Source organism: Delftia sp. Lp-1 (genome assembly GCF_020523835.1).
GTDB lineage: Bacteria > Pseudomonadota > Gammaproteobacteria > Burkholderiales > Burkholderiaceae_C > Comamonas > Comamonas acidovorans.
This window is the reverse complement of the sequence record NZ_JAJALJ010000004.1, coordinates 297,189-317,815: the sequence shown is the minus strand read 5'-3', so window position 1 is coordinate 317,815 and position 20,627 is coordinate 297,189. Positions and strand designations below refer to the sequence as shown.

Annotated in this window: 22 protein-coding genes and 1 tRNA gene; 16 read left to right on the top strand and 7 right to left on the bottom strand. The window is 67.6% G+C overall.

Features of this window, described 5'->3' with window-relative positions; genetic code table 11:
* Positions 1–32 precede the first annotated feature (32 nt).
* Both LGR64_RS26675 and LGR64_RS26670 read left to right on the top strand, forming a co-directional pair.
* Complete coding sequence (locus LGR64_RS26675; RefSeq protein WP_141832800.1) at positions 33–1,010, top strand: tripartite tricarboxylate transporter substrate binding protein; 978 nt, start codon at positions 33–35, stop codon at positions 1,008–1,010.
* An 85-nt stretch (positions 1,011–1,095) separates the two neighbouring features.
* Positions 1,096–2,424, top strand: coding sequence for a sulfatase family protein (locus tag LGR64_RS26670; RefSeq protein ID WP_141832798.1), 1,329 nt, complete (start codon positions 1,096–1,098; stop codon positions 2,422–2,424).
* 34 nt (positions 2,425–2,458) lie between these two features.
* On the opposite strand, the gene LGR64_RS26665 is transcribed toward LGR64_RS26670, so the two are convergent.
* The gene (locus LGR64_RS26665) at positions 2,459–2,977 is read right to left on the bottom strand and encodes a DUF2165 family protein (RefSeq protein WP_088166697.1); all 519 of its coding nucleotides are present in this window, start codon (positions 2,975–2,977) and stop codon (positions 2,459–2,461) included.
* 496 nt (positions 2,978–3,473) lie between these two features.
* On the opposite strand from LGR64_RS26665, the gene LGR64_RS26660 reads away from it, so the two are divergent.
* Genes LGR64_RS26660 through amt form a run of 3 tightly spaced genes read left to right on the top strand, consistent with a single transcriptional unit; the run spans position 3,474 to position 5,972 of the window.
* Positions 3,474–4,205 carry a TorF family putative porin gene (locus LGR64_RS26660; protein WP_013800176.1) on the top strand — a complete coding sequence of 244 codons (732 nt, stop codon included), beginning with the start codon at positions 3,474–3,476 and terminating at the stop codon, positions 4,203–4,205.
* A 23-nt stretch (positions 4,206–4,228) separates the two neighbouring features.
* Complete coding sequence (locus LGR64_RS26655; RefSeq protein ID WP_012202241.1) at positions 4,229–4,567, top strand: P-II family nitrogen regulator; 339 nt, start codon at positions 4,229–4,231, stop codon at positions 4,565–4,567.
* Between the two features lie 31 nt (positions 4,568–4,598).
* Positions 4,599–5,972, top strand: a complete 1,374-nt coding sequence (gene amt, locus LGR64_RS26650; RefSeq protein WP_170962109.1) for an ammonium transporter — start codon at positions 4,599–4,601, stop codon at positions 5,970–5,972.
* A gap of 16 nt (positions 5,973–5,988) precedes the next feature.
* Here the strand turns inward: amt and LGR64_RS26645 are convergent, their stop codons facing one another.
* Positions 5,989–6,126, bottom strand: a complete 138-nt coding sequence (locus LGR64_RS26645) for a hypothetical protein (RefSeq protein WP_185750964.1) — start codon at positions 6,124–6,126, stop codon at positions 5,989–5,991.
* Positions 6,127–6,164: 38 nt separating this feature from the next.
* On the opposite strand from LGR64_RS26645, the gene glcE reads away from it, so the two are divergent.
* The 5 genes from glcE to LGR64_RS26620 all read left to right on the top strand — a co-directional run bounded on the left by glcE (position 6,165) and on the right by LGR64_RS26620 (position 11,201).
* Positions 6,165–7,304, top strand: a complete 1,140-nt coding sequence (gene glcE, locus LGR64_RS26640) for a glycolate oxidase subunit GlcE (protein ID WP_230357350.1) — start codon at positions 6,165–6,167, stop codon at positions 7,302–7,304.
* Positions 7,305–7,329: 25 nt separating this feature from the next.
* Entirely contained in the window at positions 7,330–8,112 is a 783-nt protein-coding gene (locus LGR64_RS26635) for a YoaK family protein (protein ID WP_088166567.1), read from the top strand.
* Positions 8,113–8,173: 61 nt separating this feature from the next.
* Positions 8,174–9,424, top strand: coding sequence for a glycolate oxidase subunit GlcF (gene glcF, locus LGR64_RS26630; protein ID WP_141832794.1), 1,251 nt, complete (start codon positions 8,174–8,176; stop codon positions 9,422–9,424).
* Between the two features lie 84 nt (positions 9,425–9,508).
* Positions 9,509–10,375 (top strand): ProQ/FinO family protein, encoded by an 867-nt coding sequence (locus LGR64_RS26625; protein ID WP_034397802.1) that lies wholly within the window; start codon positions 9,509–9,511, stop codon positions 10,373–10,375.
* Positions 10,376–10,682: 307 nt separating this feature from the next.
* Entirely contained in the window at positions 10,683–11,201 is a 519-nt protein-coding gene (locus LGR64_RS26620) for an AmiS/UreI family transporter (RefSeq protein ID WP_013800183.1), read from the top strand.
* A 51-nt stretch (positions 11,202–11,252) separates the two neighbouring features.
* Here LGR64_RS26620 and LGR64_RS26615 read toward each other — a convergent pair whose 3' ends face one another.
* Entirely contained in the window at positions 11,253–12,152 is a 900-nt protein-coding gene (locus LGR64_RS26615) for a DMT family transporter (RefSeq protein ID WP_230357348.1), read from the bottom strand.
* 198 nt (positions 12,153–12,350) lie between these two features.
* Positions 12,351–13,652 carry a lysophospholipid transporter LplT gene (gene lplT / locus LGR64_RS26610; protein WP_198820250.1) on the bottom strand — a complete coding sequence of 434 codons (1,302 nt, stop codon included), beginning with the start codon at positions 13,650–13,652 and terminating at the stop codon, positions 12,351–12,353.
* A 134-nt stretch (positions 13,653–13,786) separates the two neighbouring features.
* On the opposite strand from lplT, the gene alr reads away from it, so the two are divergent.
* A complete protein-coding gene (alr, locus tag LGR64_RS26605; RefSeq protein WP_141832792.1) occupies positions 13,787–14,890 on the top strand; it encodes an alanine racemase in 1,104 nt (367 codons plus the stop codon).
* Here the strand turns inward: alr and LGR64_RS26600 are convergent, their stop codons facing one another.
* Entirely contained in the window at positions 14,891–15,331 is a 441-nt protein-coding gene (locus LGR64_RS26600; RefSeq protein ID WP_012202251.1) for a MarR family winged helix-turn-helix transcriptional regulator, read from the bottom strand.
* 96 nt (positions 15,332–15,427) lie between these two features.
* On the opposite strand from LGR64_RS26600, the gene LGR64_RS26595 reads away from it, so the two are divergent.
* Positions 15,428–16,240, top strand: a complete 813-nt coding sequence (locus LGR64_RS26595) for a siderophore-interacting protein (RefSeq protein ID WP_141832790.1) — start codon at positions 15,428–15,430, stop codon at positions 16,238–16,240.
* 67 nt (positions 16,241–16,307) lie between these two features.
* On the opposite strand, the gene LGR64_RS26590 is transcribed toward LGR64_RS26595, so the two are convergent.
* Positions 16,308–16,384: transfer RNA gene (locus tag LGR64_RS26590), tRNA-Met, on the bottom strand.
* 143 nt (positions 16,385–16,527) lie between these two features.
* Between LGR64_RS26590 and radA the strand changes: the two genes are divergently transcribed.
* From radA to LGR64_RS26570, 4 genes are all read left to right on the top strand, one after another.
* Entirely contained in the window at positions 16,528–17,913 is a 1,386-nt protein-coding gene (radA, locus tag LGR64_RS26585; RefSeq protein WP_034397813.1) for a DNA repair protein RadA, read from the top strand.
* 79 nt (positions 17,914–17,992) lie between these two features.
* Entirely contained in the window at positions 17,993–18,430 is a 438-nt protein-coding gene (locus tag LGR64_RS26580; protein WP_141832788.1) for a glycerate kinase, read from the top strand.
* Between the two features lie 44 nt (positions 18,431–18,474).
* Positions 18,475–19,413 (top strand): branched-chain amino acid transaminase, encoded by a 939-nt coding sequence (locus tag LGR64_RS26575; protein WP_016448585.1) that lies wholly within the window; start codon positions 18,475–18,477, stop codon positions 19,411–19,413.
* A 35-nt stretch (positions 19,414–19,448) separates the two neighbouring features.
* Complete coding sequence (locus LGR64_RS26570; RefSeq protein ID WP_012202256.1) at positions 19,449–19,658, top strand: zinc-finger domain-containing protein; 210 nt, start codon at positions 19,449–19,451, stop codon at positions 19,656–19,658.
* 31 nt (positions 19,659–19,689) lie between these two features.
* Here LGR64_RS26570 and LGR64_RS26565 read toward each other — a convergent pair whose 3' ends face one another.
* On the bottom strand, positions 19,690–20,556 hold the full coding sequence (locus LGR64_RS26565) for a capsular polysaccharide synthesis protein (RefSeq protein ID WP_230357346.1): 867 nt from the start codon (positions 20,554–20,556) through the stop codon (positions 19,690–19,692).
* Positions 20,557–20,627: the final 71 nt, after the last annotated feature.

Sequence of the window (20,627 nt, the reverse complement as noted above, 5' to 3'; positions counted from 1 at the left end):
ATTGGCCGCAAGACAACGACAAGGAGACAAGTATGCCCAGCCCCCTCGCAGCCCTGGCGCGTGCCGCCCTGGCTTTGGTCGCCGCCAGCCTGTGCGCGGCGCCCGCCCTGGCCCAGGAATGGCCCAAGGCCAAGCCCATCCGCATCGTCGTGCCCAATCCGCCGGCCGGTCCGTCCGACATCTCGCTGCGCCCCGTGGCCGCCGCCATGCAGGCGGCGCTGGGCCAGGCCGTGGTGGTGGACAACAAGCCCGGCGCCAACGGCAACATCGGCGCGGCCGAGGTCGCGCGCTCCGCCGCCGATGGCTACACTTGGCTGTGGGCCATGGACCCCGTGCTCACCGTCAACCCCCATGTCTACAAGAACATGGGCTACAAGGCCGACGCGCTGGAAACCCTGGTCGTGGCTGCGCGCTTCTCGCAGACCCTGGTCTGCGGGCCTGGCACGGGCTTCAAGTCCGTCAAGGACATGGTGGCCGCCAGCAAGACGCGCGAGCTGACCTATGCCTCGGGCGGCGCGGGCTCGCCGGGCCACCTGGTCATGGAATCGCTGCTGGCCACCTCGGGCGCCAAGATGGTCCACGTACCCTACAAGGGACCGGCGCCGGCCATGCAGGACCTGCTGGGTGGCCAGGTGGACTGCGGCTTCCTGGCCGGCCCCACGGTCTTCCCCCAGGTCCAGAGCGGCAAGCTGATCGCCCTGGCCACCTCGGGCAAGACGCGCTCGGCGCTGGCGCCCGAGCTGCCGACCATTGCCGAGTCGGGCTTTCCCGAGTTCGACGGCACCTTCTGGATCCTGCTGGCCGCACCCAAGGGCGTGCCGCCCGCTGTGCAAAAGCGCTTTGTCGATGCCATGAACGAGGCCATCCGCGCGCCCGAGCAAAAGGAACGCGCCAAGGCCCTGGACATCGAGATGGTCGGCTCCACCGTGGCCGAGGCCCAGGCGCGCGCCAAGGGCCAGTCCGCGCAGTGGGCCGCCCTGGTCAAGCGCATCCACCTGACCAACGACTGAAGCCGCCACTAGGGCCTGTGGCCCTGAGGCACCGCCGTTTTGGCGATACTCCCTTTCCCAACGCATCCACTGTCTCCTGGCTCCCATGGCAACCCAGCGCCCCAATCTGATCTTCATCCTGGCCGATGACCTCGGCTACGCCGACCTCGGCTGCACGGGCGCGCGCGATGCGCACAGCCGCGCCACCGATGTCTCGCCCCGCCTGGACGCCATGGCCGCGCAGGGCATGCGCTTCACGCGTGGCTATTCCAACTCGGCCGTGTGCTCGCCCACGCGCTTTGCGCTGGCCACGGGCCGCTGGCAGTACCGCCTGCGCGGCGCGGCCGAGGAGCCGATCGCCAGCGTCCACGGCGACAAGGTGCTGGGCCTGCCGCCCGACCATCCCACCGTGGCCTCGCTGCTGCGCGACGCCGGCTACGCCACCGCCCTGGTCGGCAAATGGCACCTGGGCTACCCGCCGCATTTCGGCCCGCGCATGTCGGGCTACGAGGAGTTCTACGGCTTTCACGCAGGCGGCGCCGACTACTTCGCCCACTGCGACCCGCGCGGCCGCCCCGACTTCTGGATCAACGAGGAGCCGCACGAGGAAGAGGGCTACCTCACCGACCTGCTGAGCCGCCGCGCCGTGGACTTCGTCGAGCGCCAGACGGCCGACAAGCCCTTCTACCTGTCCCTGCACTACAGCGCCCCGCACTGGCCCTGGCTCACGCGCGACGACCTGGAGGAATCGCGGCGCATCGGCGGCTTCGGCAAGCACACCGACGGAGGCACCATCGAGACCTACCAGCGCATGATCCACCACATGGACGAAGGCATTGGCTGGGTGCTGGACGCGCTCGAGAAAAAGGGCATGGCCGAGAACACGCTCATCGTCTTCACCAGCGACAACGGCGGCGAACGCTTCTCCAACAACTGGCCCTTCATCGGCCAGAAGATGGACCTGCTCGAAGGCGGCATCCGCGTGCCCCTGGTGGCGCGCTGGCCTGACCGCATGCCGGCAGGCGCCGTCAGCGACACCCCCAACCTGACCATGGACTGGTCGGCCACCTTCCTGGCCGCCGCCGGCGTGCACGGCCACGCCGACTACCCGCTGGACGGCATCAGCCTGCTGCCCCTCATGGACGATGGCGCCTGGAACCCCGAGCGCGACCTGTGCTGGCGCATGAAGCACCGCGCCCAGCGCGCCCTGGTGCGCGGCGACTGGAAATACCTGCAGATCGAAGGCGTGGAATACCTGTTCAACGTGGCCCAGGACCCGCGCGAACGCGCCAACCTGCGCGACCGCGAGCCCCAGCGCCTGGCTGAACTGCGCCGGGCCTGGACGGCCTGGGATGCCAGCCTGCCGCCCATTCCCGAGGAGGCCAAGGTCTCCCTGGTCTTCACACGACAGGACCTTCCTTCGGCCACCTTCTGAGGCCCGGACGGCGCAGGCAGCAAAGAGGTGGCGCTCAGCCTTGCGCCGCCTTGTCTTCTTCCTGGATGGCGTCGTTGTCCATCGTCAAATAGACCAGCACCAGCAGCAGCGTGATGAAGAAGCGGAAGGCATCGGGCACGCCATTCCACTGCTTGGACATCCACATGCCGAACCACTCGCCGCCCACGGACATGAAGCCGACCTGCCAGGTCAGAAAGCCCAGGGTCAGCCCAGCCACCGCCCATGACTTCGCGGCGCGGAAGGCCCGGGTGCCGGCCTGTCGCGCCTGCAGCAGCCGCCAGCCGCCGATCCAGCACAGGACGGCGGTCGTCGTCTCCAGTGCAATGATGCCGATATAGCCCGCATGGTGCACCCATGGCGTCTGGATGGCGCGGTACATGATCCCGTTGCCGGGGAAGGTCGTGTCCATCAGGAAGACGTGGTGCACGAAGGCGAAGTTGGTTGCGTAGTCGGTGATGTTGCCGAAGGCGACCAGGGACGCGAAAAAGGCCATGGCAAGCACCATGGCGGATTTGGACAGGCGAATAAACATGAGGAACTCCGTATGGGCGGGCGCGCGCAGGCCTGCATGCCGGCGCACCGGCACGCATGGAGGCGACCCGTAGACAGGGGAAGACGCCAGCCGTGGTGGGGGGCTGGCAAACAGACGTGCGGACGCACGAAGGCGCGGAGATCGGGACTGGAAAACCTGAAGCCGGCAGTGCGTCTGGGAAACGCCCACACCAACTGGATCGAGTGCCACGCCAGGAGGGAGCCGCGATTGTGGGGGTTGGCATTGATGCGCGTCAATCTGGCGCTGCCGGCAAGCACATCGGATCTGGTTGCACTGTTTTGGTGCAATACGCCATTGCAGCCATGTGAGCGACCGCTATCACCGTAACGGTGCAGAACTTCTGCACAAAGCCGGTGCATGCGAGGATGCTGCGGTGCCGCATTGGTGAGTCGGAAGGCGCACCACCGAGCAAAAAAGACTGGCACGGTCCGTGCTTAACCCGGTTGTCACGAAATTTTTCAAACCGGAGGATCCCATGTCCCGTGCCAGCCTCAAGTCGCTCGCCATCGCCTGTGTCGCCATCGCTCCGCTCTGGGCCCACGCCCAGCTCACAGCCAATGTGTCCCTGACGACGAACTACAAGTTCCGCGGACAGGACCAGGACACGGGACGCAACAAGGCCGTCAAGCCTGCCCTGCAAGGCGGTTTCGACTACACCTTCGGCGACAGCGGCTGGTACATCGGCAACTGGAACTCCAGCGTGGACTGGCTCCCCCGCAATTCGCTGGAAACCGATTTCTACGGCGGCTACAAGTTCAAGGCCGGCGAGGTGGACCTGGACTTCGGCGCGCTGCAGTACCTGTACTCGGGCAATTCCAGTGGCAACACCACCGAGCTGTATGGCGCGGCCACCTATGGACCGTTCACGGCCAAGTACTCGCACACCGTGTCCAAGGACTACTTCGGCTGGGCCGGCGAGAAGGCCGGCTCGGGACTGTCGGGCCGCAACACCGGCTACCTGTGGCTGGGCTTCACCCAGGAAGTGATGCCCAAGGTGACGGTCAAGGCATCGCTGGGCTTCACCCGCTTTGCCAGCGACATCAAGGGCCTGGGCGTGCCCAACTATATGGACTACAGCGTGGGCGGCGCCTACGACTTCGGCGACGGCGTGTCGCTGGGCGCGGCCGTGACGGGTGCGAACAAGAAGTCGTACTTCGGTGACGTCAACAAGGCGCGCCTGATCGTGACGCTGACCAAGACCCTGTAACCGGACCTGAGGAGCAAAGCATCATGAAACTGGTGACCGCCATCATCAAGCCCTTCAAGCTCGACGAGGTGCGCGAGGCGCTCTCCGACATCGGCGTGCAGGGCATCACCGTGACCGAAGTCAAGGGCTTCGGCCGCCAAAAGGGCCATACCGAGCTGTATCGCGGCGCGGAATACGTGGTCGATTTCCTGCCCAAGCTGCGCCTGGAGGCCGCCGTGCCCGACGCGCTGGTGGACCAGGTGATCGATGCCATCGAGGCCGCTGCGCGCACCGGCAAGATCGGTGACGGCAAGATCTTCGTGCTGCCCATCGAGCAGGCCGTCCGCATCCGTACCGGCGAGACCGGCGACAGCGCACTGTGAGTTTCAACCCCTCGTTTCCCGAAAGACTGCCATGACCAAACGACTTCTTTCCATGGGCCTGGGGCTGGGCCTGCTGGCCGCAGGCGCCGCTGCCCTGGCACAGGAGCCCGCCGCCGCTGCAGCCGTTGCCGATGCGGCCGCTGCAGCAGCCCCCGCCGCCGCGGCCGCAGCCGAGGCGCCGGCCCCCGCACTCAGCGCCGGTGACACGGCCTGGATGCTGACCTCGACCATGCTGGTGATCCTGATGGTGATCCCGGGCCTGGCACTGTTCTACGGCGGCCTGGTGCGCACGAAGAACATGCTGTCCGTGCTCTGCCAAGTGTTCGTGATCTTCTCGCTGATCACGCTGCTGTGGGCCGTCTACGGCTACTCGCTGACCTTTGCGGGCGAAGGCAACTTCTTCGGCGGCTTCAGCAAGATCTTCCTCAAGGGCATTGCTCCCGACACGCTGGCCGGCGCGCTGCCGACCATTCCCGAGTACGTGTTCGTGGCCTTCCAGTCCACGTTCGCCGCCATCACCGTGGCCCTGATCGTCGGCGCCTTCGCCGAGCGCATCAAGTTCTCGGCCGTGATCCTGTTCTCGGTGCTGTGGTTCACCTTCAGCTACATCCCCATGGCCCACATGGTCTGGGGTGGCGGCCTGCTGGGCAAGGACGGCGCGCTGGACTTCGCCGGCGGCACCGTGGTGCACATCAACGCCGGTATCGCCGGTCTGGTGGGCTCCTACATGCTGGGCAAGCGCATCGGCTTCGGCCGTGAAGCCCTGCCTCCGCACAGCCTGACGCTGACCATGGTCGGTGCCTCGCTGCTGTGGGTGGGCTGGTTCGGCTTCAACGCCGGCTCGGCAGGCGCTGCCAACGGCATTGCCGGCCTGGCCTTCATCAACACCATCGTCGCCACGGGCGCCGCCACCATCTCCTGGCTGGCTGCCGAAGCCCTGCACAAGGGCAAGGCCTCGATGCTGGGCGCCGCCTCGGGCGCCGTGGGCGGCCTGGTGGTCATCACCCCGGCGGCCGGCCTCGTGGGCCCCATGGGTGCCATCGTCATGGGCCTGATCGCCGGTCCCGTCTGCCTGTGGGGTGTGTCGGGCCTCAAGAAGCTGCTCAAGGTCGATGACGTCTGCGACGTGTTCGGCGTGCACGGTGTGGGCGGCATCCTGGGTGCCATCCTGACCGGCGTGTTCTGCGCCTCCAGCCTGGGCGGCATCGAGCCCGCAGACTTCAACATGGGCCATCAAGTGTGGGTGCAGGTCAAGAGCGTGCTGCTGACCATCGTCTGGTCCGGCGTGGTGGCTGGCATCTCCTACAAGATCTGCGACCTGGTCGTCGGCCTGCGCGTCAGCGAAGAGTCCGAACGCCAGGGCCTGGACATCACCACGCACGGCGAGGTGGCGTACTACCGCTGATCGGTTTTCAGGGAGTTCATTGCGGATTGGCCTCGGTGCTTGCACCGGGGCCTTTTTTGCTTTGGAGCCGCTGCAGAGATAGCGTCTTTGCTTTTTCGTCCCGGCTGTTTTGCGCCGCCCGCAGAACTTCAAGCGCGCCGTTCAAAAAATTCACGGGTCCGTACCGAGGCGCAAAAGGGCCCAGCCGCTACGATGCAGGCCATGGATTCAGCCCAAAGCCACCTCCTCCAGATCGCCCAGCGCGTGCGCGCTGCTGCGGCCGACGCCACGCCGCTGCGCATACGCGGCGGCGGCACCAAGGATTTTCACGGCCTGGCCCTGCAGGGCGAGCTGCTGGATACGCGGGCGCTGGCCGGCGTGATCAGCTATGAGCCCAGCGAGCTCGTCGTGACCGTGCGCGCCGGCACGCCGCTGGCCGAGGTCGAGGCCCTGCTGGCCGCACAGGGCCAGTGCCTGGCCTTCGAGCCTCCGCATTTCGATGGAGACAGCCGCAACGCCACCGTGGGCGGCATGGTGGCCAGCGGCCTGTCCGGGCCTTCGCGTGCCAGCGTGGGCGCCGTGCGTGACTTCGTGCTGGGGCTGGAGATGATCAACGGCCAGGGCGAGTTGCTGCGCTACGGCGGGCAGGTCATGAAGAACGTGGCGGGCTACGACGTCTCGCGGCTGATGGCGGGCTCCTGGGGCACGCTGGGCCTGATCACCGAGGTCAGCCTCAAGGTGCTGCCCGTGGCGCCGGCCGAGGCCACGCTGCGCTTCAAATGCACTGAGCAGCAGGCGCTGGACTGGCTCAATGCCTGGGGCGGTCAGCCGCTGCCGCTCAATGCCAGTTGCTGGCTGCAGGAGGAGGGCGCAGCCCAGGGCGTGCTGTACCTGCGCCTGCGCGGCGCACGTGCCGCCGTGCAGGCGGCCTGCGAGCGCCTGAGTGGCGAGCGCATGCACAGTGCCGCTGCCGACTGGCAGGCCTGCCGCGAGCAGCAGCTGCCCTGGTTCACCGCACGTGCGCCGGGCCATGCGCTGTGGCGCCTGTCCGTGCCGCAGACGACTCCGGCCCTGACGCTGCCGGACGGCTGCACGGGGCCGCTGATCGAATGGCACGGCGCACTGCGCTGGGTACAGGCGCCGCGTGCGCTGGGCCATGCGCTGCGCGCGCTGGCAAAAGCAGCGGGCGGATCGGCCACCTTGTTCCGCTCCGAGGCCGCAGACCAGCCCGGCGCCGAGCCCGATTTCGACGCCCAGGCGGCCGATGCCACGGCCGCGCTGCATGCGCGGCTCAAGCAGGCCTTCGATCCTGCGGGCATCTTCAACCGCGGCCGGCTGGCCGCCGCCTGGTAGGCCGGGCCAACGCCTGGCTCCGCCCATGCGCATGCGCCACCACCTGCACCTGCTCACGGACCGGCACCGCACGGTGGCCAGCAACCGCACGCTGGGCCTGCTGCTGGCCTTCAACGCGGGTGCGGTGAATGCGGGCGGCTTTTTGCTGGTGCACTCCTATACCTCGCACATGACGGGCTTTGTCTCGCTGCTGGCCGACAACCTCGTGCTGGGCAATACGGCGCTGGTGCTCAGTGCCTGCGGCGCGCTGCTGGCCTTTCTGTGCGGCGCGGCCGCGACATCGCTGCTGGTCAACTGGGCGCGCCACCACCGGCTGCGCAGCAGCTATGCGCTGCCGCTGCTGCTGGAAGCCGCGCTGATGCTGCTCTTCGGCGTGCTGGGCGCGGCCATGCTGGCCTGGCCCACGCCGTTCGCCGTGCCGCTGGCCGTGCTGCTGCTGTCCTTCATCATGGGGTTGCAGAACGCCACGGTGACCAAGATGTCGTCCTCGCAGATCCGCACCACGCACATGACGGGCGTGATCACCGACCTGGGCATGGAGCTGGGCCGAGCCCTCTACTGGAATCGCCATGGCAGCCCGCCCGAGCACCGGGTCCACGCCAACCATGTGCGGCTGCGATTGTTCGCAGGGCTGCTGTCCATGTTCCTGCTGGGCGGCATTGCGGGTGCGCTGGGTTTCCGGCACCTGGGCTTTGTCTTCGTCGTGCCGCTGGCCGTGGTGCTGTGCCTGCTGTCCCTGCCGCCGCTGTGGGCCGACCGTGCGCGGCTGCCGCTGCTGCTGGGCCGGCGCCCCGCGCCTCGCGCGTGACCGCCGCGTCCGGCTGCCGTGCCTGATCGTTCCCCGATACCCATACAACAAGAGCCCCACCATGCAGACCCAACTCGCACCCCAGTACCGCGCCACGCCCGAGGGCCAGGAGGCCGAAGCCATTCTGCGCAAGTGCGTGCACTGCGGCTTTTGCACGGCCACCTGCCCGACCTACCAATTGCTGGGCGACGAGCTGGACGGGCCGCGTGGCCGCATCTACCTGATCAAGCAGGTGCTGGAGGGCGAGACGCCCACGCGCGCCACCCAGCAGCATCTGGACCGCTGCCTGACCTGCCGCAACTGCGAAAGTACCTGCCCCAGCGGCGTGCAGTACGGCCACCTGGTGGACATAGGCCGCAAGATCGTCGAGGAACAGGTACCGCGCCCCTTCGGCGAGCGCGCCAAGCGCTGGGCGCTCAAGGAGGGGCTGAACTCGCCGCTGTTCGCCCCGGCCCTGAAGCTGGGCCAGGCCGTGCGCGGCCTGCTGCCCGAAGACCTGGCCGAGAAAGTGCCCCAGCCCCAGGATGCCGGCGCCTGGCCCGTGCGCGAGCATGCGCGCAAGGTGCTGCTGCTGGCCGGATGCGTGCAGCCGGCCATGATGCCGCGCATCAACTTCGCCACCGCGCGCGTGCTGGATGCGGCCGGCATACAGACCGTGATCGCGCCCAAGGCCGGTTGCTGCGGCGCCGTGAAATTCCACCTCAACGACCAGGAAGGCGGCAAGGCGCAGATGCGCGCCAATATCGACGCCTGGTGGCCGCAGGTGGACAGCGGCGCGGTGGAGGCCATTGTCATGAATGCCTCGGGCTGCGGCGTCACCGTCAAGGAATACGGCCATCTGCTCAAGGACGATGCGCAGTACGCGGACAAGGCTGCCCGCATCAGCGCCCTCACGCGCGACCTGAGCGAGCTGCTGCCTGAGCTCCTGCCCGAGCTGGCCGAGCGCCTGCAGGGCCGGGTGCGCGCACCGGCCGCGCCCATGGCCTACCACCCGCCCTGCACGCTGCAGCACGGGCAAAAGCTGCGCGGCGGCGTGGAAACCCATCTGGCCAGGCTGGGCTTCGAGCTGCGTGTGGCGCGCACCGAGTCGCACCTGTGCTGCGGCTCGGCGGGAACCTACTCGGTGCTGCAGCCCGAACTCTCGCACCAGTTGCGCGACCGCAAGATCGGTGCGCTGACCGAAGGCTTCGATGCCCAGCGGCCCGCCGCCATCCTCTCGGCCAACATGGGCTGCATCGTCCACCTGCAAAACGGCACGGACCTGCCCGTGCGCCACTGGATCGAGGTGCTGGACGAGGCCCTGCTGGCCTGAGACCCGCCGCGTACCGACTGCGCATCTGTGCCTCCAGCGCGACGCCGTGGGGCCTATGCCCGCGCAAGCCTTTGCAATGCTGGCATGATGCGGGGTTTCGTTTTCTCCAAGCCCACGTGCTCCGCCATGACTGAATCCGTGTCTGAACCGCAAGAACAGAGCGCCGCGCTGCCGGCGGACGCCGCTGCCGGCACCGAGCCGCAGGCTGCAGCCAGCGCCGATGGCCAGGGCCGCAAGCGCTCGCGCCGTGGCGGACGTGGCCGCAACAAGGGCAAGGCCACCGAGCCTGCCGCCGATGCCGCATCCGGCACGGCCGCCAGTGCCGAGGCCAACGCTTCCAGGCCCGTGCGCACCCAGCACCCGCTGCTGGCGCAACTGGCCCAATGGCATCCGAACCTGTTCGGCGAGCAGCCGCTGCCGCTCAAGCGCGGCATTTTCGAAGACCTGCTGGCCGCCCATCCTGAAGCCATTGACCGCGACCAGCTCAAGCTGGCCCTGTCCCAGCACACGCGCTCGAGCCGCTACCTCACCGTGGTGGCCAGCGGCCAGGCCCGGCATGACCTGCAGGGCCAGTCGGTCGAGGCCATGGCGCCCGAGCATGTGCACCATGCGCTAATCGAAGTCTTCCGCCGCCGCCAGCACCGCTCGCCCGAAGACCTGGCGCCCAAGCTGCGCAACCGCATCATCGCGGCCTACGAGGCATCGGGCCTGTCGCGTGACGACTACGCGGCGCGTGTGCAAGGCCGTGACGAGGCCACCAACACCCTGGTGGCCGAGGCACTGGCCGAGGCCGATGCGCGCACCGCCCGCGACGAGGCGCTGCTGCGCGCCTTCGAGGCCAGCGGCCAGACTTCCGAAGCCGGCTTTGCCGACATGTACGGCATGAACCCGCGCCAGGTGGCGCAGCAGCTGGAACGCGCCCGCCGCCGCCTGCAGACGCAGGCGGCCTGAGGCACAAGGACCGGCACCAAGGACCGGCACCAAGGACCGGCAGCACCGCCTGCCGGCACACTCCACCGCCGCGTGCCCGGCAAGGGCCGCGCCGGTGCACCTGCCCTGGATCACAGGCGGCATCTCTGCAGCGGACCCTTCCGCCAGCACGCAGATGCCCACCAGGGGCGGGCCCGGGGATGAACTGTTTCACGGACGCCGCTGCACCCGGCCACGGGGCGGCGGCGCCTTGCCGTGCGCGCTCGTTCCGGGAAATGAACACGGCGCGCAAGGCACTTCAAAGCAAAAAAGCAAAAGGAGACTTGCGATGTGGCTGGGTTTGTCGTTGTTCTACGTGGGCGCCGTGCTGTGCCTGAACGGCCTGTGGATGCTGGGGCGCATTGCCGACCGGGAGATCTGGGTCATCAACGTGTTCGCGGGCCTGGTCTCGCTGATCATCGGCCTGGCCTCCGCCTTCGGGCCCGAGCCTGATGCGGCCTCGGTCAAGACCGGCGCGCTGACCCTGCTGTTCGCCTTCACCTACCTGTGGGTGGCCATCAACCGCTTCACGGGCGCCGATGGCCGGGGCCTGGGCTGGTTCAGCCTGTTCGTGGCCATCACCGCCGTGCCCGTGGCCATCGACACCCTGCTGGGCGCGCGCACCGCCATCGACTGGTGGATGGCGGCCAACTGGGCGGCCTGGGCCGTGCTGTGGGCCATGTTCTTCGTGCTGCTTGCCCTGGGCCGCAACATCGGCCGCGTGACGGGCGCCCTGTGCATTGCGCAGGGCGTGCTCACGGGCTGGCTGCCGGGCTACCTGCTGCTGGCGGGGCAGCTCACGGGCTGACCGCCTAGTCCACACCCTAGCGCCGCCCGCATCGCGCGATGGGCAAGGGCGTCAGGCCGCGCGCCTGCGTGCATGGGCCAACGCAGACAGCAGTGCTGCCGCGATGATGCAGGCGCCCCCCAGCAGCGTGCGCGGCGTCAGCACCTCGCCTGCAATCAACACCGAGGAGACGCTGGCAAACACCACCTCGGCCAGCATGACCACGGCGGTCACGCCGGCCGGCAGGCGTGCGGCGCCGAACTGCAGCGCCCAGTTGCCCAGCATCAGCAGCACGGCCAGGCCGGCGGCAATCAGCATCCAGCCGGCCTGCGGCGCAGGCATGGGCGGCACCAGCCCCACGCTGCTGCCCGCGAAGGCGCTGGCCAGCCCCATGGCCATGCAGCCGCTGAACATGGCCAGCATGCGCGCCTGCGCCGGCACGGCCTGCAGGCGGCGCAGCAGCACATTGGTCAGCGCAAAGGTGAAGCCGCCGAACAGTGCCAGGCCGTCGGCCAGCGACAGACCGCGCAGCAGCCCGGGCGAGCCGCCGCTGAATGTGCCCTCGGGCACCAGCACCAGCGCCACCCCGCCAAAGGCCAGCAGCAGCCGCGTCAGCGCGGCCGGCGTGGGCCGCTCGCCCAGGATCTTCCAGGCCAGCAGCACGGACCACGCCGGCATCAGATAGAACAGCAGCACCACGCGCACCACATCGCCAATGGTCACGGCCCAGTTGAAGGCGATGTTGTTGCTGCCCGCGCAGGCGCCCAGCAGGATCAGCGCCGGGTACTGCAGCGCCTGGCGCAGGCTGGCCGGGCGCAGCGCCACCAGCCCCACCAGCACCAGGGCATACATCAGCGCCGTGGCCCACAGCGGATGCAGGCCAGCCTCGTGCATGGCGCGAAACGGCCACCAGGCCAGACCCCAGACCAGGGTGTTGAACAGCAGGGCGAGAACGGGCAGGGGGCTGTGCATAAAACCACGAAAAAGTGCCCGGTCAGGCAAAGCCCGCACCGAACACAATACGAGAAGACCATTTAGACCAGGCCTATCAATCGATAGCGCCCTATGGAACTGGCGAGGCCCAAAGCGAGAGACACCGAGCCAGGGCCGCCCCGCCGCGAGGGTGTCGTCCCCCCTGGGGGAAGGCGCGAAGCGCCTCAGGGGGTAGTCTCAATGACAATCCTTGCGGGCAATCACCAGCAGGCGCTCGACTTCCTCGGGATGGTTGCGCACATTGCTGACGTGCCAGCGGCCGATCAGCCACATGATGCCGGCCACCACCAGGCCGAACACCGTGATGGCGCCGAAAGCCGACAGTCCGAACTTGGTGGACAGCGCATAGAAGGCGCCCAGCGCCAGGATGCAGGCCTGCTCGTTGAAGTTCTGCACGGCAATCGAGCGGCCCGCGCCCATGAGGTTGTGGCCGCGGTGCTGCAGCAGCGCATTCATGGGCACGACCAGGAAGCCGCCCAGGCCGCCCAGCAGGATCAGGAAGGGAATGGCCACCCACACGCTCTTGATGAAGATCATGGCGATCACCAGCAGGCCCATGGTGATGCCCAGCGGAATCACGCGCGTGGCGTTGTCCAGCCGCATGCGCATGGACGCGAGGATGGCGCCTGCGGCCGTGCCGATGGCCACCACGCCCACCAGGGCCGATGCCTGGGAGGTGCCGTAGCCCAGGGCCGCCGCGCCCCAGGCCAGCACGATGTAGCGCAGGTTGCCCGACACGCCCCAGAACAGCGTGGTCGTGGACAGCGAGATCTGGCCCAACTTGTCCCCCCACAGCCGCTGGCTGCAGGTCCAGAAGTCGGGCAGCAGGGCCAGGGTGTTGGCCAGCAGGCTCTTGCTGGGGTCCTGGCGCAGCGGGCGCAGGATGGTGTCGGTCAGCGGAATGCGCAGGTTGAACCAGGCGGCCAGCGCATAGACGCCGACCAGCACGGCAATCGCCGCTTCAGCGGCCGTGTCCACGCCCGTGTCCAGCAGCGGCAGGTCAAAGTCCAGCAGATGGGCCGAGATGCCCGGGCTCAGCAACTGCCCACCCACGAGCACGCCCAGGATGATGGAGGTGATGGTCAGCCCCTCGATCCAGCCATTGGCCTTGACCAGCTGGGAGGCGGGCAGCAACTCGGTGAGGATGCCGTACTTGGCCGGCGAGTAGGCCGCTGCGCCCAGGCCCACCACGGCGTAGGCGATCAGCGGGTGGTTGCCGAACAGCATCATCAGGCAGCCCACGATCTTGATCGCATTGCTGATGAACATCACCCGCCCCTTGGGCAGGGCGTCGGCAAAGGCGCCGACGAAGGGGGCCAGGATCACGTAGAACAGCGCGAACATGGGCACCAGGGCGGCGCGCTGCCACTCGGGGGCGCCATTGGTGCGCAGCAGTTCCACGGCGGTCACGAACAGGGCGTTGTCTGCCAGCGAGCTGAAGAACTGCGCTGACATGATGGTGTAGAAACCGCGCTTCATGGATAGGCAGATGGGGTCAGCTGCAGGGCTGCTGACCGGTTAAATAAGGACCCCGTGGCAAGTGACTGGCGGTTATATCACGCGGCCTTTGGCTGGCAGTGCCAGAATCCCAAGCTTCTGACTGAGTGAAAACCATGCCGCGTCCCATTCTTGCCACCATCCATTCCGCCGCGCTTCGCCACAATCTGGAGCGGGTGCGGCAAGCGGTCCCCGATGCCAAATTGTGGGCCGTGGTCAAAGCCAACGCCTATGGCCACGGTATCGAGAACGTGTTCGAGGCCCTGCGCGGCGCCGACGGCTTCGCCATGCTGGACCTGGCCGAGGCCGAACGCGTGCGCCAGCTGGGCTGGCGCGGCCCCATCCTGCTGCTGGAAGGCGTCTTCGAGCCGCGCGACCTGGAGCTGTGCTCGCGCCTGTCCATCTGGCATGCCGTGCACTGCGACGCCCAGATCGACTGGCTGGCCGCGCACAAGACGCAGAACGGCCACCGCGTCTTCCTCAAGATGAACTCCGGCATGAACCGCCTGGGCTTCACGCCCGAGCGATACCGCGCGGCCTGGGCCCGGCTGAACGCCTTGCCCCAGGTGGAGGAAATCTCGTTCATGACCCATTTCAGCGATGCCGACGCAGGGGCTGGACAGCCCGGAATCTCGGCACAGCTGCAGCGCTTTCATGACGCCACGCGCGACCTGCCCGGCGAGCGCAGCGTGGGCAACAGCGCCGCCACGCTGCGCCAGGGCGACGACGCGCTGGTGCGCTGCGACTGGGTGCGGCCGGGCATCGTGCTCTACGGCAGCTCCCCCGACTATCCGCAGCACACGGCGGCCCACTGGGACCTGCAGCCCACGCAGACGCTGAGCTCGCGCATCATCGGCGTGCAGCAACTGACCGAGGGGCAGAGCGTGGGCTATGGATCGCGCTTCACGGCCGACGGCCCCCTGCGCCTGGGCACCGTGGCCTGCGGCTATGCCGACGGCTATCCACGCCACTGCGGCACGGGCACGCCCGTGCTGGTGAACGGCGTGCGCACCCGCACCCTGGGCCGCGTGAGCATGGACATGCTGGCCGTGGACCTGACGCCCGTGCCCGATGCCGGCATGGGCAGCGAAGTCACGCTGTGGGGCCGCGCCAGCAACGGCGCGGTGCTGCCCATCGACGAGGTGGCCGAGGCCGCAGGCACGCTGGGCTATGAACTCATGTGCGCCGTCGCGCCGCGCGTGAACAAGACCGTCGATTGATCAGGGCGCGGCTTCCACGCTGTCCCTGGCCCGCTCCAGCAGCGCCATCAACTGCTGTTGCGCGGCGGGCTCCCAATCCTTGAGCAGCCGGGCCGCCAGCGCCTGGCGCGACTGGCGCAGCCGGTCGAACAGGGCCTGCCCCTGGGGGCTGAGGCTCAGGCAGCGCACGCGGCGGTCGCGGGCGTCCGGTTCGCGGTCCAGCCATCCCTGCTCCTGCAGCTGCGCCAGCATGCGCGCAAGCTGGGCCTTGTCCATGTGGCTGTGGTCGACCAGATCCCTTTGCGTGCGGCCCGGGTGCCGGCCCACGTACATCAGCACGCGCACCTCGTTGGGCGTCAGCCCGGGCTCCATGGACTCCATGTCCTCGCGCATGCGCGACCGGAACAGGTGCAGCAGCTCGTGCATGGCCTCGAAGATATCGGCGGGCAGGGAGGCATTCATGGCAGGGTCTTGTGGAAATATGTTGACAAAGTCAACGGACGACAGAGAATTGGTGGACTAAATCAACATTCTAGGCCGTCACAGGCCGTTTCGCCAATGAACTTGCCCAATCCAGCCACCTCTGCCGTGACACCGGCCCCCGTCGTCCACCGTGTCCGCCATTCCTTCCGCGCCCGCCATGTGCAATTGCTCTCGCGCGAACAGCCCAGCCCCGGCTTTGTCCGCCTGACCCTGGGCGGCCCCGATCTGGAGGACTTCGTGAGCGCCGGTTTTGACGACCACGTCAAGCTCATCCTGCCGCAGGCCGGGCGCGAACTGCCCGCGCTTCCCGTGCTGCTCGATGGCCGCCCGACCTTCGTGGAGGACGAGCGCCCCACCTTGCGCGACTACACGCCGCTGCGCTACGACGCCGCGCGCCAGAACCTCATCATGGATTTCGCGCTGCACGATGCCGGCCCCGCCACCGAATGGGCGCTGACCGCCCCGCTGGGCCAGTGGGTGGGCCTGGCCGGTCCGCGCGGCAGCCTGGTGATCTCGGCCAACCTGCCATGGCATTGGCTGTTCGGCGACGAGACCGCCATGCCCGCCATCGAGCGGCGCCTGGCCGAGCTGCCCGCCGGCAGCCGCGCCGTGGTGCGCGTGCAGCTGCGCAACCCGGCCGACCGCCGTCAGTGGAGCAGCACGGCCCGGCTGGACTGCGACTGGGTCGAATCGCTGGCCGATGCCGTGCAGGCGCTGGAGCTGCCCCAGGACGACGGCTATATCTGGGCGGCGGGCGAGCACAGCGCCATGGCCGAGCTGCGTCGCCTGCTGCTGGCCAAGGGCGCATCTCCCAAGCGCATGCGCGTGGCCTCTTACTGGAAGCAGGGCACGGCCGACCACCATGAAGACCTGAACGATCCCAGCTGACCTGCCTGGAGAAAAGAACGGAAGTACAGACGAAAAAAAGCCCACCGAAGTGGGCTTTTTTTCGTGGTGGTTGCGCGAGAAGGATTTGAACCTCCGACCTTTGGGTTATGAGCCCAACGAGCTACCAGACTGCTCCATCGCGCGGTAATCCGCAGTAATTTCGTTTTCACTGCATTTTCTGCAGCGAAGAAGTGAACTATAACCGATATCTTTCCGTCACGCAACTGCGATAGGCGCGAAACATGCGTGCCAGGGCGGCAACCACCGCTCGGTATAGTGCTCACCCCATGGCCAAAGACAAAACCACGTTCATCTGCAATGCCTGCGGAGGCACCAGCCCGCGCTGGCTGGGCAAATGCCCGGCCTGCGGGGCCTGGAACTCGCTGATCGAGGCCGTTGCCGAGCCTGCGAGCGCGGGCAAGAACCGGCTCAGCCAGCCCCAGGGCTATGCGGGCCTGGCCAATGTCCAGGCCGTGATGCCGCTGTCGGCCATCGAGGCCCAGGACGTGGCGCGCACGCCCAGCGGCATCGAGGAGCTGGACCGCGTGCTGGGAGGCGGCATTGTCGAAGGCGGCGTGGTGCTGATTGGTGGCGATCCCGGCATCGGCAAGTCCACCCTGCTGCTGCAGGCCATGGACGCGCTGCACCGCGTCGGCCTGCCCACGCTGTATGTCACGGGCGAGGAAAGCGGTGCCCAGGTCGCGCTGCGCTCGCGCCGCCTGGGGCTGGAGGCCAGCCAGGTCAACGTGCTGGCCGAGATCCAGCTGGAGAAGATCCTCGCCACCATGGAGGCCACCCAGCCGGCCGTGGTCGTCATCGACTCCATACAGACCGTGTACTCGGATCAGCTGTCCTCGGCACCGGGCTCGGTGGCCCAGGTGCGCGAATGCGCGGCCCACCTCACGCGCGCGGCCAAGACCACGGGCATCACCGTGATCCTGGTCGGCCATGTGACCAAGGAAGGCGCACTGGCCGGCCCGCGCGTGCTCGAGCACATGGTGGACACGGTGCTCTACTTCGAGGGCGACACGCACAGCAACTTTCGCCTGGTGCGCGCCATCAAGAACCGCTTTGGTGCCGTCAACGAGATCGGCGTCTTCGCCATGACGGAGAAGGGCCTCAAGGGCGTCACCAACCCCAGCGCCATCTTCCTGTCCCAGCACAGCGAGCCCGTGCCCGGCTCCTGCGTGCTGGTCACGCTGGAGGGCACGCGCCCCATGCTGGTGGAGATACAGGCCCTGGTCGATCAGGGCGGCCCCGCGCCGCGGCGCCTGTCCGTGGGCCTGGACCGCGACCGGCTGGCCATGCTGCTGGCCGTGCTCAGCCGCCACGCGGGTGTGGCCTGCGCGGACCAGGATGTGTTCGTCAACGCCGTGGGCGGCGTGCGCATCAGCGAGCCTGCGGCCGATCTGGCCGTCATGCTGTCCATCACCTCCAGCCTGCGTGGCCGCGCCCTGCCCAAGGGATTCCTCGCCTTTGGCGAAGTGGGCCTGGCCGGCGAAGTCCGCCCCGCGCCGCGCGGCCAGGAGCGCCTGAAGGAAGCGGCCAAGCTGGGCTTCACCATGGCCGTGGTACCCAAGGCCAATGCGCCCAAGAAGGCTATTGCCGGTCTGACCGTGCATGCCGTCGAACGCGTGGACGAGGCCATGAATATCGTCCGAGGGATGGGCTGACGCTCTTGCCGAGCGCATTGCGGGGGCATACGCACTGTCCGCAGCGGCCCTGCGGCGCCTCCATAAGACAATCGGCGCCATGAATTTGCGCAATATCCTGATTCCTCTGGGCCTGCTCGTACTGCTGGTGGCTGCGCACCAGTCCTATGGCTGGATGGGTGTGGTCGCCGTGGGCGGCGGCATCATGATGTGGCTGTTGCTGCATTTCACGCGGCTGATGTCCATCATGAGGAAGGCATCGGACCGGCCCATGGGCTATGTGGGCAGCGCCGTCATGCTCAACGTCAAGCTCAAGCCCAAGGTCTCGCTGATGCACGTGGTGGCCATGACGCGCTCCCTGGGCGAGCGCCTGTCCGAGGAGGGCCAGCAGCCCGAGATCTACCGCTGGACCGACGGCACGCAGTCGTATGTGACCTGCGAGTTCAAGAGTGGCCGTCTCATGAAATGGACCCTGGTACGCCCCACGCCCGAGCCCGAGCCGGCGTCTGCGGCCCCCGAGGCAGCCCCTGCGCCCTAAAATACCGGGTTGGTGTTCTGTTCAATACCCCCAAGGATGTTCCTATGAGCCCCGTTGTTCCCTCGATGGCCGACCGTGACGGCAAGATCTGGATGGATGGCCAGCTGGTGGACTGGCGCGATGCCAAGATCCATGTGCTGACCCACACGCTGCACTACGGCTGCGGCGCATTCGAGGGCGTTCGGGCCTACAAGACCGAGCAGGGGCCGGCCATCTTCCGCCTGGAAGACCACACCAAGCGCCTGTTCAACAGCGCCAAGATCCTGCGCATGCAGATCCCGTTCACCCAGGAAGCGGTGAACCAGGCCCAGGTCGAGGTCGTGCGCGCCAACCAGCTGGAATCGTGCTACCTGCGCCCGCTGACCTGGATCGGCGACCGCAAGCTGGGCGTCTCCCCCAAGGGCAACACCATCCACCTGATGGTCGCGGCCTGGGCCTGGGGCGCCTACCTGGGCGAAGAAGGCATGCAGCGCGGCATACGCGTGAAGATCTCCAGCTTCACGCGCCACCATGTGAACATCACCATGAGCCAGGCCAAGGCGGTGAGCAACTACACCAACTCCATCCTGGCCAACACCGAGGCGCTGGACGACGGCTATGACGAGGCCATCCTGCTGGACGCCTCGGGCTTCGTCTCCGAAGGCTCGGGCGAGAACATCTTCGTCATCAAGGACGGCGTGGTCTACACGCCCGACCTGTCGGCCGGCGCGCTCAACGGCATCACGCGCAATACCGTGATGCACATCTGCAAGGACCTGGGCCTGGAAGTGGTGCAAAAGCGCATCACGCGCGACGAGCTGTACATCGCCGACGAAGTCTTCTTCACCGGCACGGCCGCCGAAGTCACGCCCATCCGCGAGGTGGACCGCATCGAGATCGGCGCGGGCAGCCGCGGCCCTCTCACCGAAAAGATCCAGCAGGCCTTCTTTGACATCGTCAACGGCCGCAACCCCAAGTACGCCCATTGGCTGACTCGGGTCTGAACATCCCTAGAGACCCACGAAAGAGATAAGCAAGCATGACAACGAATGCCACCGTCGAACTGGCGGCCAAGGACCTCAACGCCCAGGGCGGCGTGTTCTGCCCCAGCCCCAAGGCCGACATGAAGCTGTGGAACAGCCATCCCAAGGTCTACCTGGACGTGGCCCACACCGGCGAAGCCAAGTGCCCCTACTGCGGCACGCTGTACCGCCTGAAAGCCGGCGAAGTCTTCGCAGGCGGGCATTGAACAAAGCGGGCCTCGGCCCGCTTTGTGTGTCTCAGCGCGCCGACAGCGCGCGGCTCCAGATGCTGCCGGGCGCAGCACCTCCGTGCAAAGCCAGCATGTCCGTGAAATGGCGCCGCTCCCCGCCGCGCAGCTTGACGATGGGCGCCGCCACCTGCGGCGCCTTCGCCAGGCACAGCTGGGGGTAGAGCAGGTACCACTTCCAGCGCAGGGCAGAGTGATAGAAGAAGGCCGTGTCCTCGGCCTTGAACAGCGTGAACCGGGCATCGGGCAGGCGCCGCATCACCTGCTGGGCCGTCACATGGATCAGAAGGTAATTTGGATCGGGAATGCCCTGCAGCACCTCGGCGGCGTCGGGCCGCGACTGCAGGCGCAGCAGATAGGCCTCGGGGCCGTCCACGATCAGCGCCTGGTGAAACTCCTTTTGCCATTCCGATACAAAGCGCGAGCCGGCCGGAGCGCAGAATGACCAGCTTTCGATCACGGGGTAGCGCCTGTCCCTGGTGAAGCCCTCAAGGTAGAAGCCTGCCAGCTCGGCAGCGCCTGCGCCGGGGCAGGCGCCCATCCAGTCCAGTGGCGCGGTCAGCAGCGTGGTGGCGTCGAACCAGTAGCCGCCGTGGCGTGCCACCAGGTACAGGCGAAGCCAGTCCGATTGCTTGGTGGGATGGAGTTCGGCAAACGCCGCAGGAAGGTCGCCGGGGGCGACGTACTGGCCCAGGTTCTCTGGCGTCACGACGATGACCTGGTGATCCGGGCACTGCCGCCGCCAGCTGTCCACGCACTGCTGGACGAAGGGATCCAGGCCGGACTGGTTCCAGTACGTCCAGATCGTTTTCGGGATTTCCGCTGCAAGACCATCGGCTGCCGGGGGCGATGGGGGCAGCTGCAAGGGCGCAGGCATGGTGTAATCTGCGCCGATTTTGGAAGGCGCCGCCCAGCGATGGAGCAGCCTGAATAAGACCGCAGGAATTT

What these genes read in the sequence shown, in the direction of transcription:
- LGR64_RS26620 (WP_013800183.1), top strand. Translation starts at nt 10,683, where the DNA reads ATGTGGCTGGGTTTGTCGTTGTTCTACGTGGGCGCCGTGCTGTGCCTG.
- alr (WP_141832792.1), top strand. Translation starts at nt 13,787, where the DNA reads ATGCCGCGTCCCATTCTTGCCACCATCCATTCCGCCGCGCTTCGCCAC.
- LGR64_RS26570 (WP_012202256.1), top strand. Translation starts at nt 19,449, where the DNA reads ATGACAACGAATGCCACCGTCGAACTGGCGGCCAAGGACCTCAACGCC.
- LGR64_RS26660 (WP_013800176.1), top strand. Translation starts at nt 3,474, where the DNA reads ATGTCCCGTGCCAGCCTCAAGTCGCTCGCCATCGCCTGTGTCGCCATC.
- LGR64_RS26635 (WP_088166567.1), top strand. Translation starts at nt 7,330, where the DNA reads ATGCGCATGCGCCACCACCTGCACCTGCTCACGGACCGGCACCGCACG.
- LGR64_RS26655 (WP_012202241.1), top strand. Translation starts at nt 4,229, where the DNA reads ATGAAACTGGTGACCGCCATCATCAAGCCCTTCAAGCTCGACGAGGTG.
- LGR64_RS26625 (WP_034397802.1), top strand. Translation starts at nt 9,509, where the DNA reads ATGATGCGGGGTTTCGTTTTCTCCAAGCCCACGTGCTCCGCCATGACT.
- glcF (WP_141832794.1), top strand. Translation starts at nt 8,174, where the DNA reads ATGCAGACCCAACTCGCACCCCAGTACCGCGCCACGCCCGAGGGCCAG.
- LGR64_RS26615 (WP_230357348.1), bottom strand. Translation starts at nt 12,152, where the DNA reads ATGCACAGCCCCCTGCCCGTTCTCGCCCTGCTGTTCAACACCCTGGTC.
- lplT (WP_198820250.1), bottom strand. Translation starts at nt 13,652, where the DNA reads ATGAAGCGCGGTTTCTACACCATCATGTCAGCGCAGTTCTTCAGCTCG.
- LGR64_RS26600 (WP_012202251.1), bottom strand. Translation starts at nt 15,331, where the DNA reads ATGAATGCCTCCCTGCCCGCCGATATCTTCGAGGCCATGCACGAGCTG.
- LGR64_RS26565 (WP_230357346.1), bottom strand. Translation starts at nt 20,556, where the DNA reads ATGCCTGCGCCCTTGCAGCTGCCCCCATCGCCCCCGGCAGCCGATGGT.
- LGR64_RS26665 (WP_088166697.1), bottom strand. Translation starts at nt 2,977, where the DNA reads ATGTTTATTCGCCTGTCCAAATCCGCCATGGTGCTTGCCATGGCCTTT.
- LGR64_RS26575 (WP_016448585.1), top strand. Translation starts at nt 18,475, where the DNA reads ATGAGCCCCGTTGTTCCCTCGATGGCCGACCGTGACGGCAAGATCTGG.
- glcE (WP_230357350.1), top strand. Translation starts at nt 6,165, where the DNA reads ATGCAGGCCATGGATTCAGCCCAAAGCCACCTCCTCCAGATCGCCCAG.
- LGR64_RS26595 (WP_141832790.1), top strand. Translation starts at nt 15,428, where the DNA reads ATGAACTTGCCCAATCCAGCCACCTCTGCCGTGACACCGGCCCCCGTC.
- LGR64_RS26675 (WP_141832800.1), top strand. Translation starts at nt 33, where the DNA reads ATGCCCAGCCCCCTCGCAGCCCTGGCGCGTGCCGCCCTGGCTTTGGTC.
- LGR64_RS26670 (WP_141832798.1), top strand. Translation starts at nt 1,096, where the DNA reads ATGGCAACCCAGCGCCCCAATCTGATCTTCATCCTGGCCGATGACCTC.
- radA (WP_034397813.1), top strand. Translation starts at nt 16,528, where the DNA reads ATGGCCAAAGACAAAACCACGTTCATCTGCAATGCCTGCGGAGGCACC.
- LGR64_RS26580 (WP_141832788.1), top strand. Translation starts at nt 17,993, where the DNA reads ATGAATTTGCGCAATATCCTGATTCCTCTGGGCCTGCTCGTACTGCTG.
- amt (WP_170962109.1), top strand. Translation starts at nt 4,599, where the DNA reads ATGACCAAACGACTTCTTTCCATGGGCCTGGGGCTGGGCCTGCTGGCC.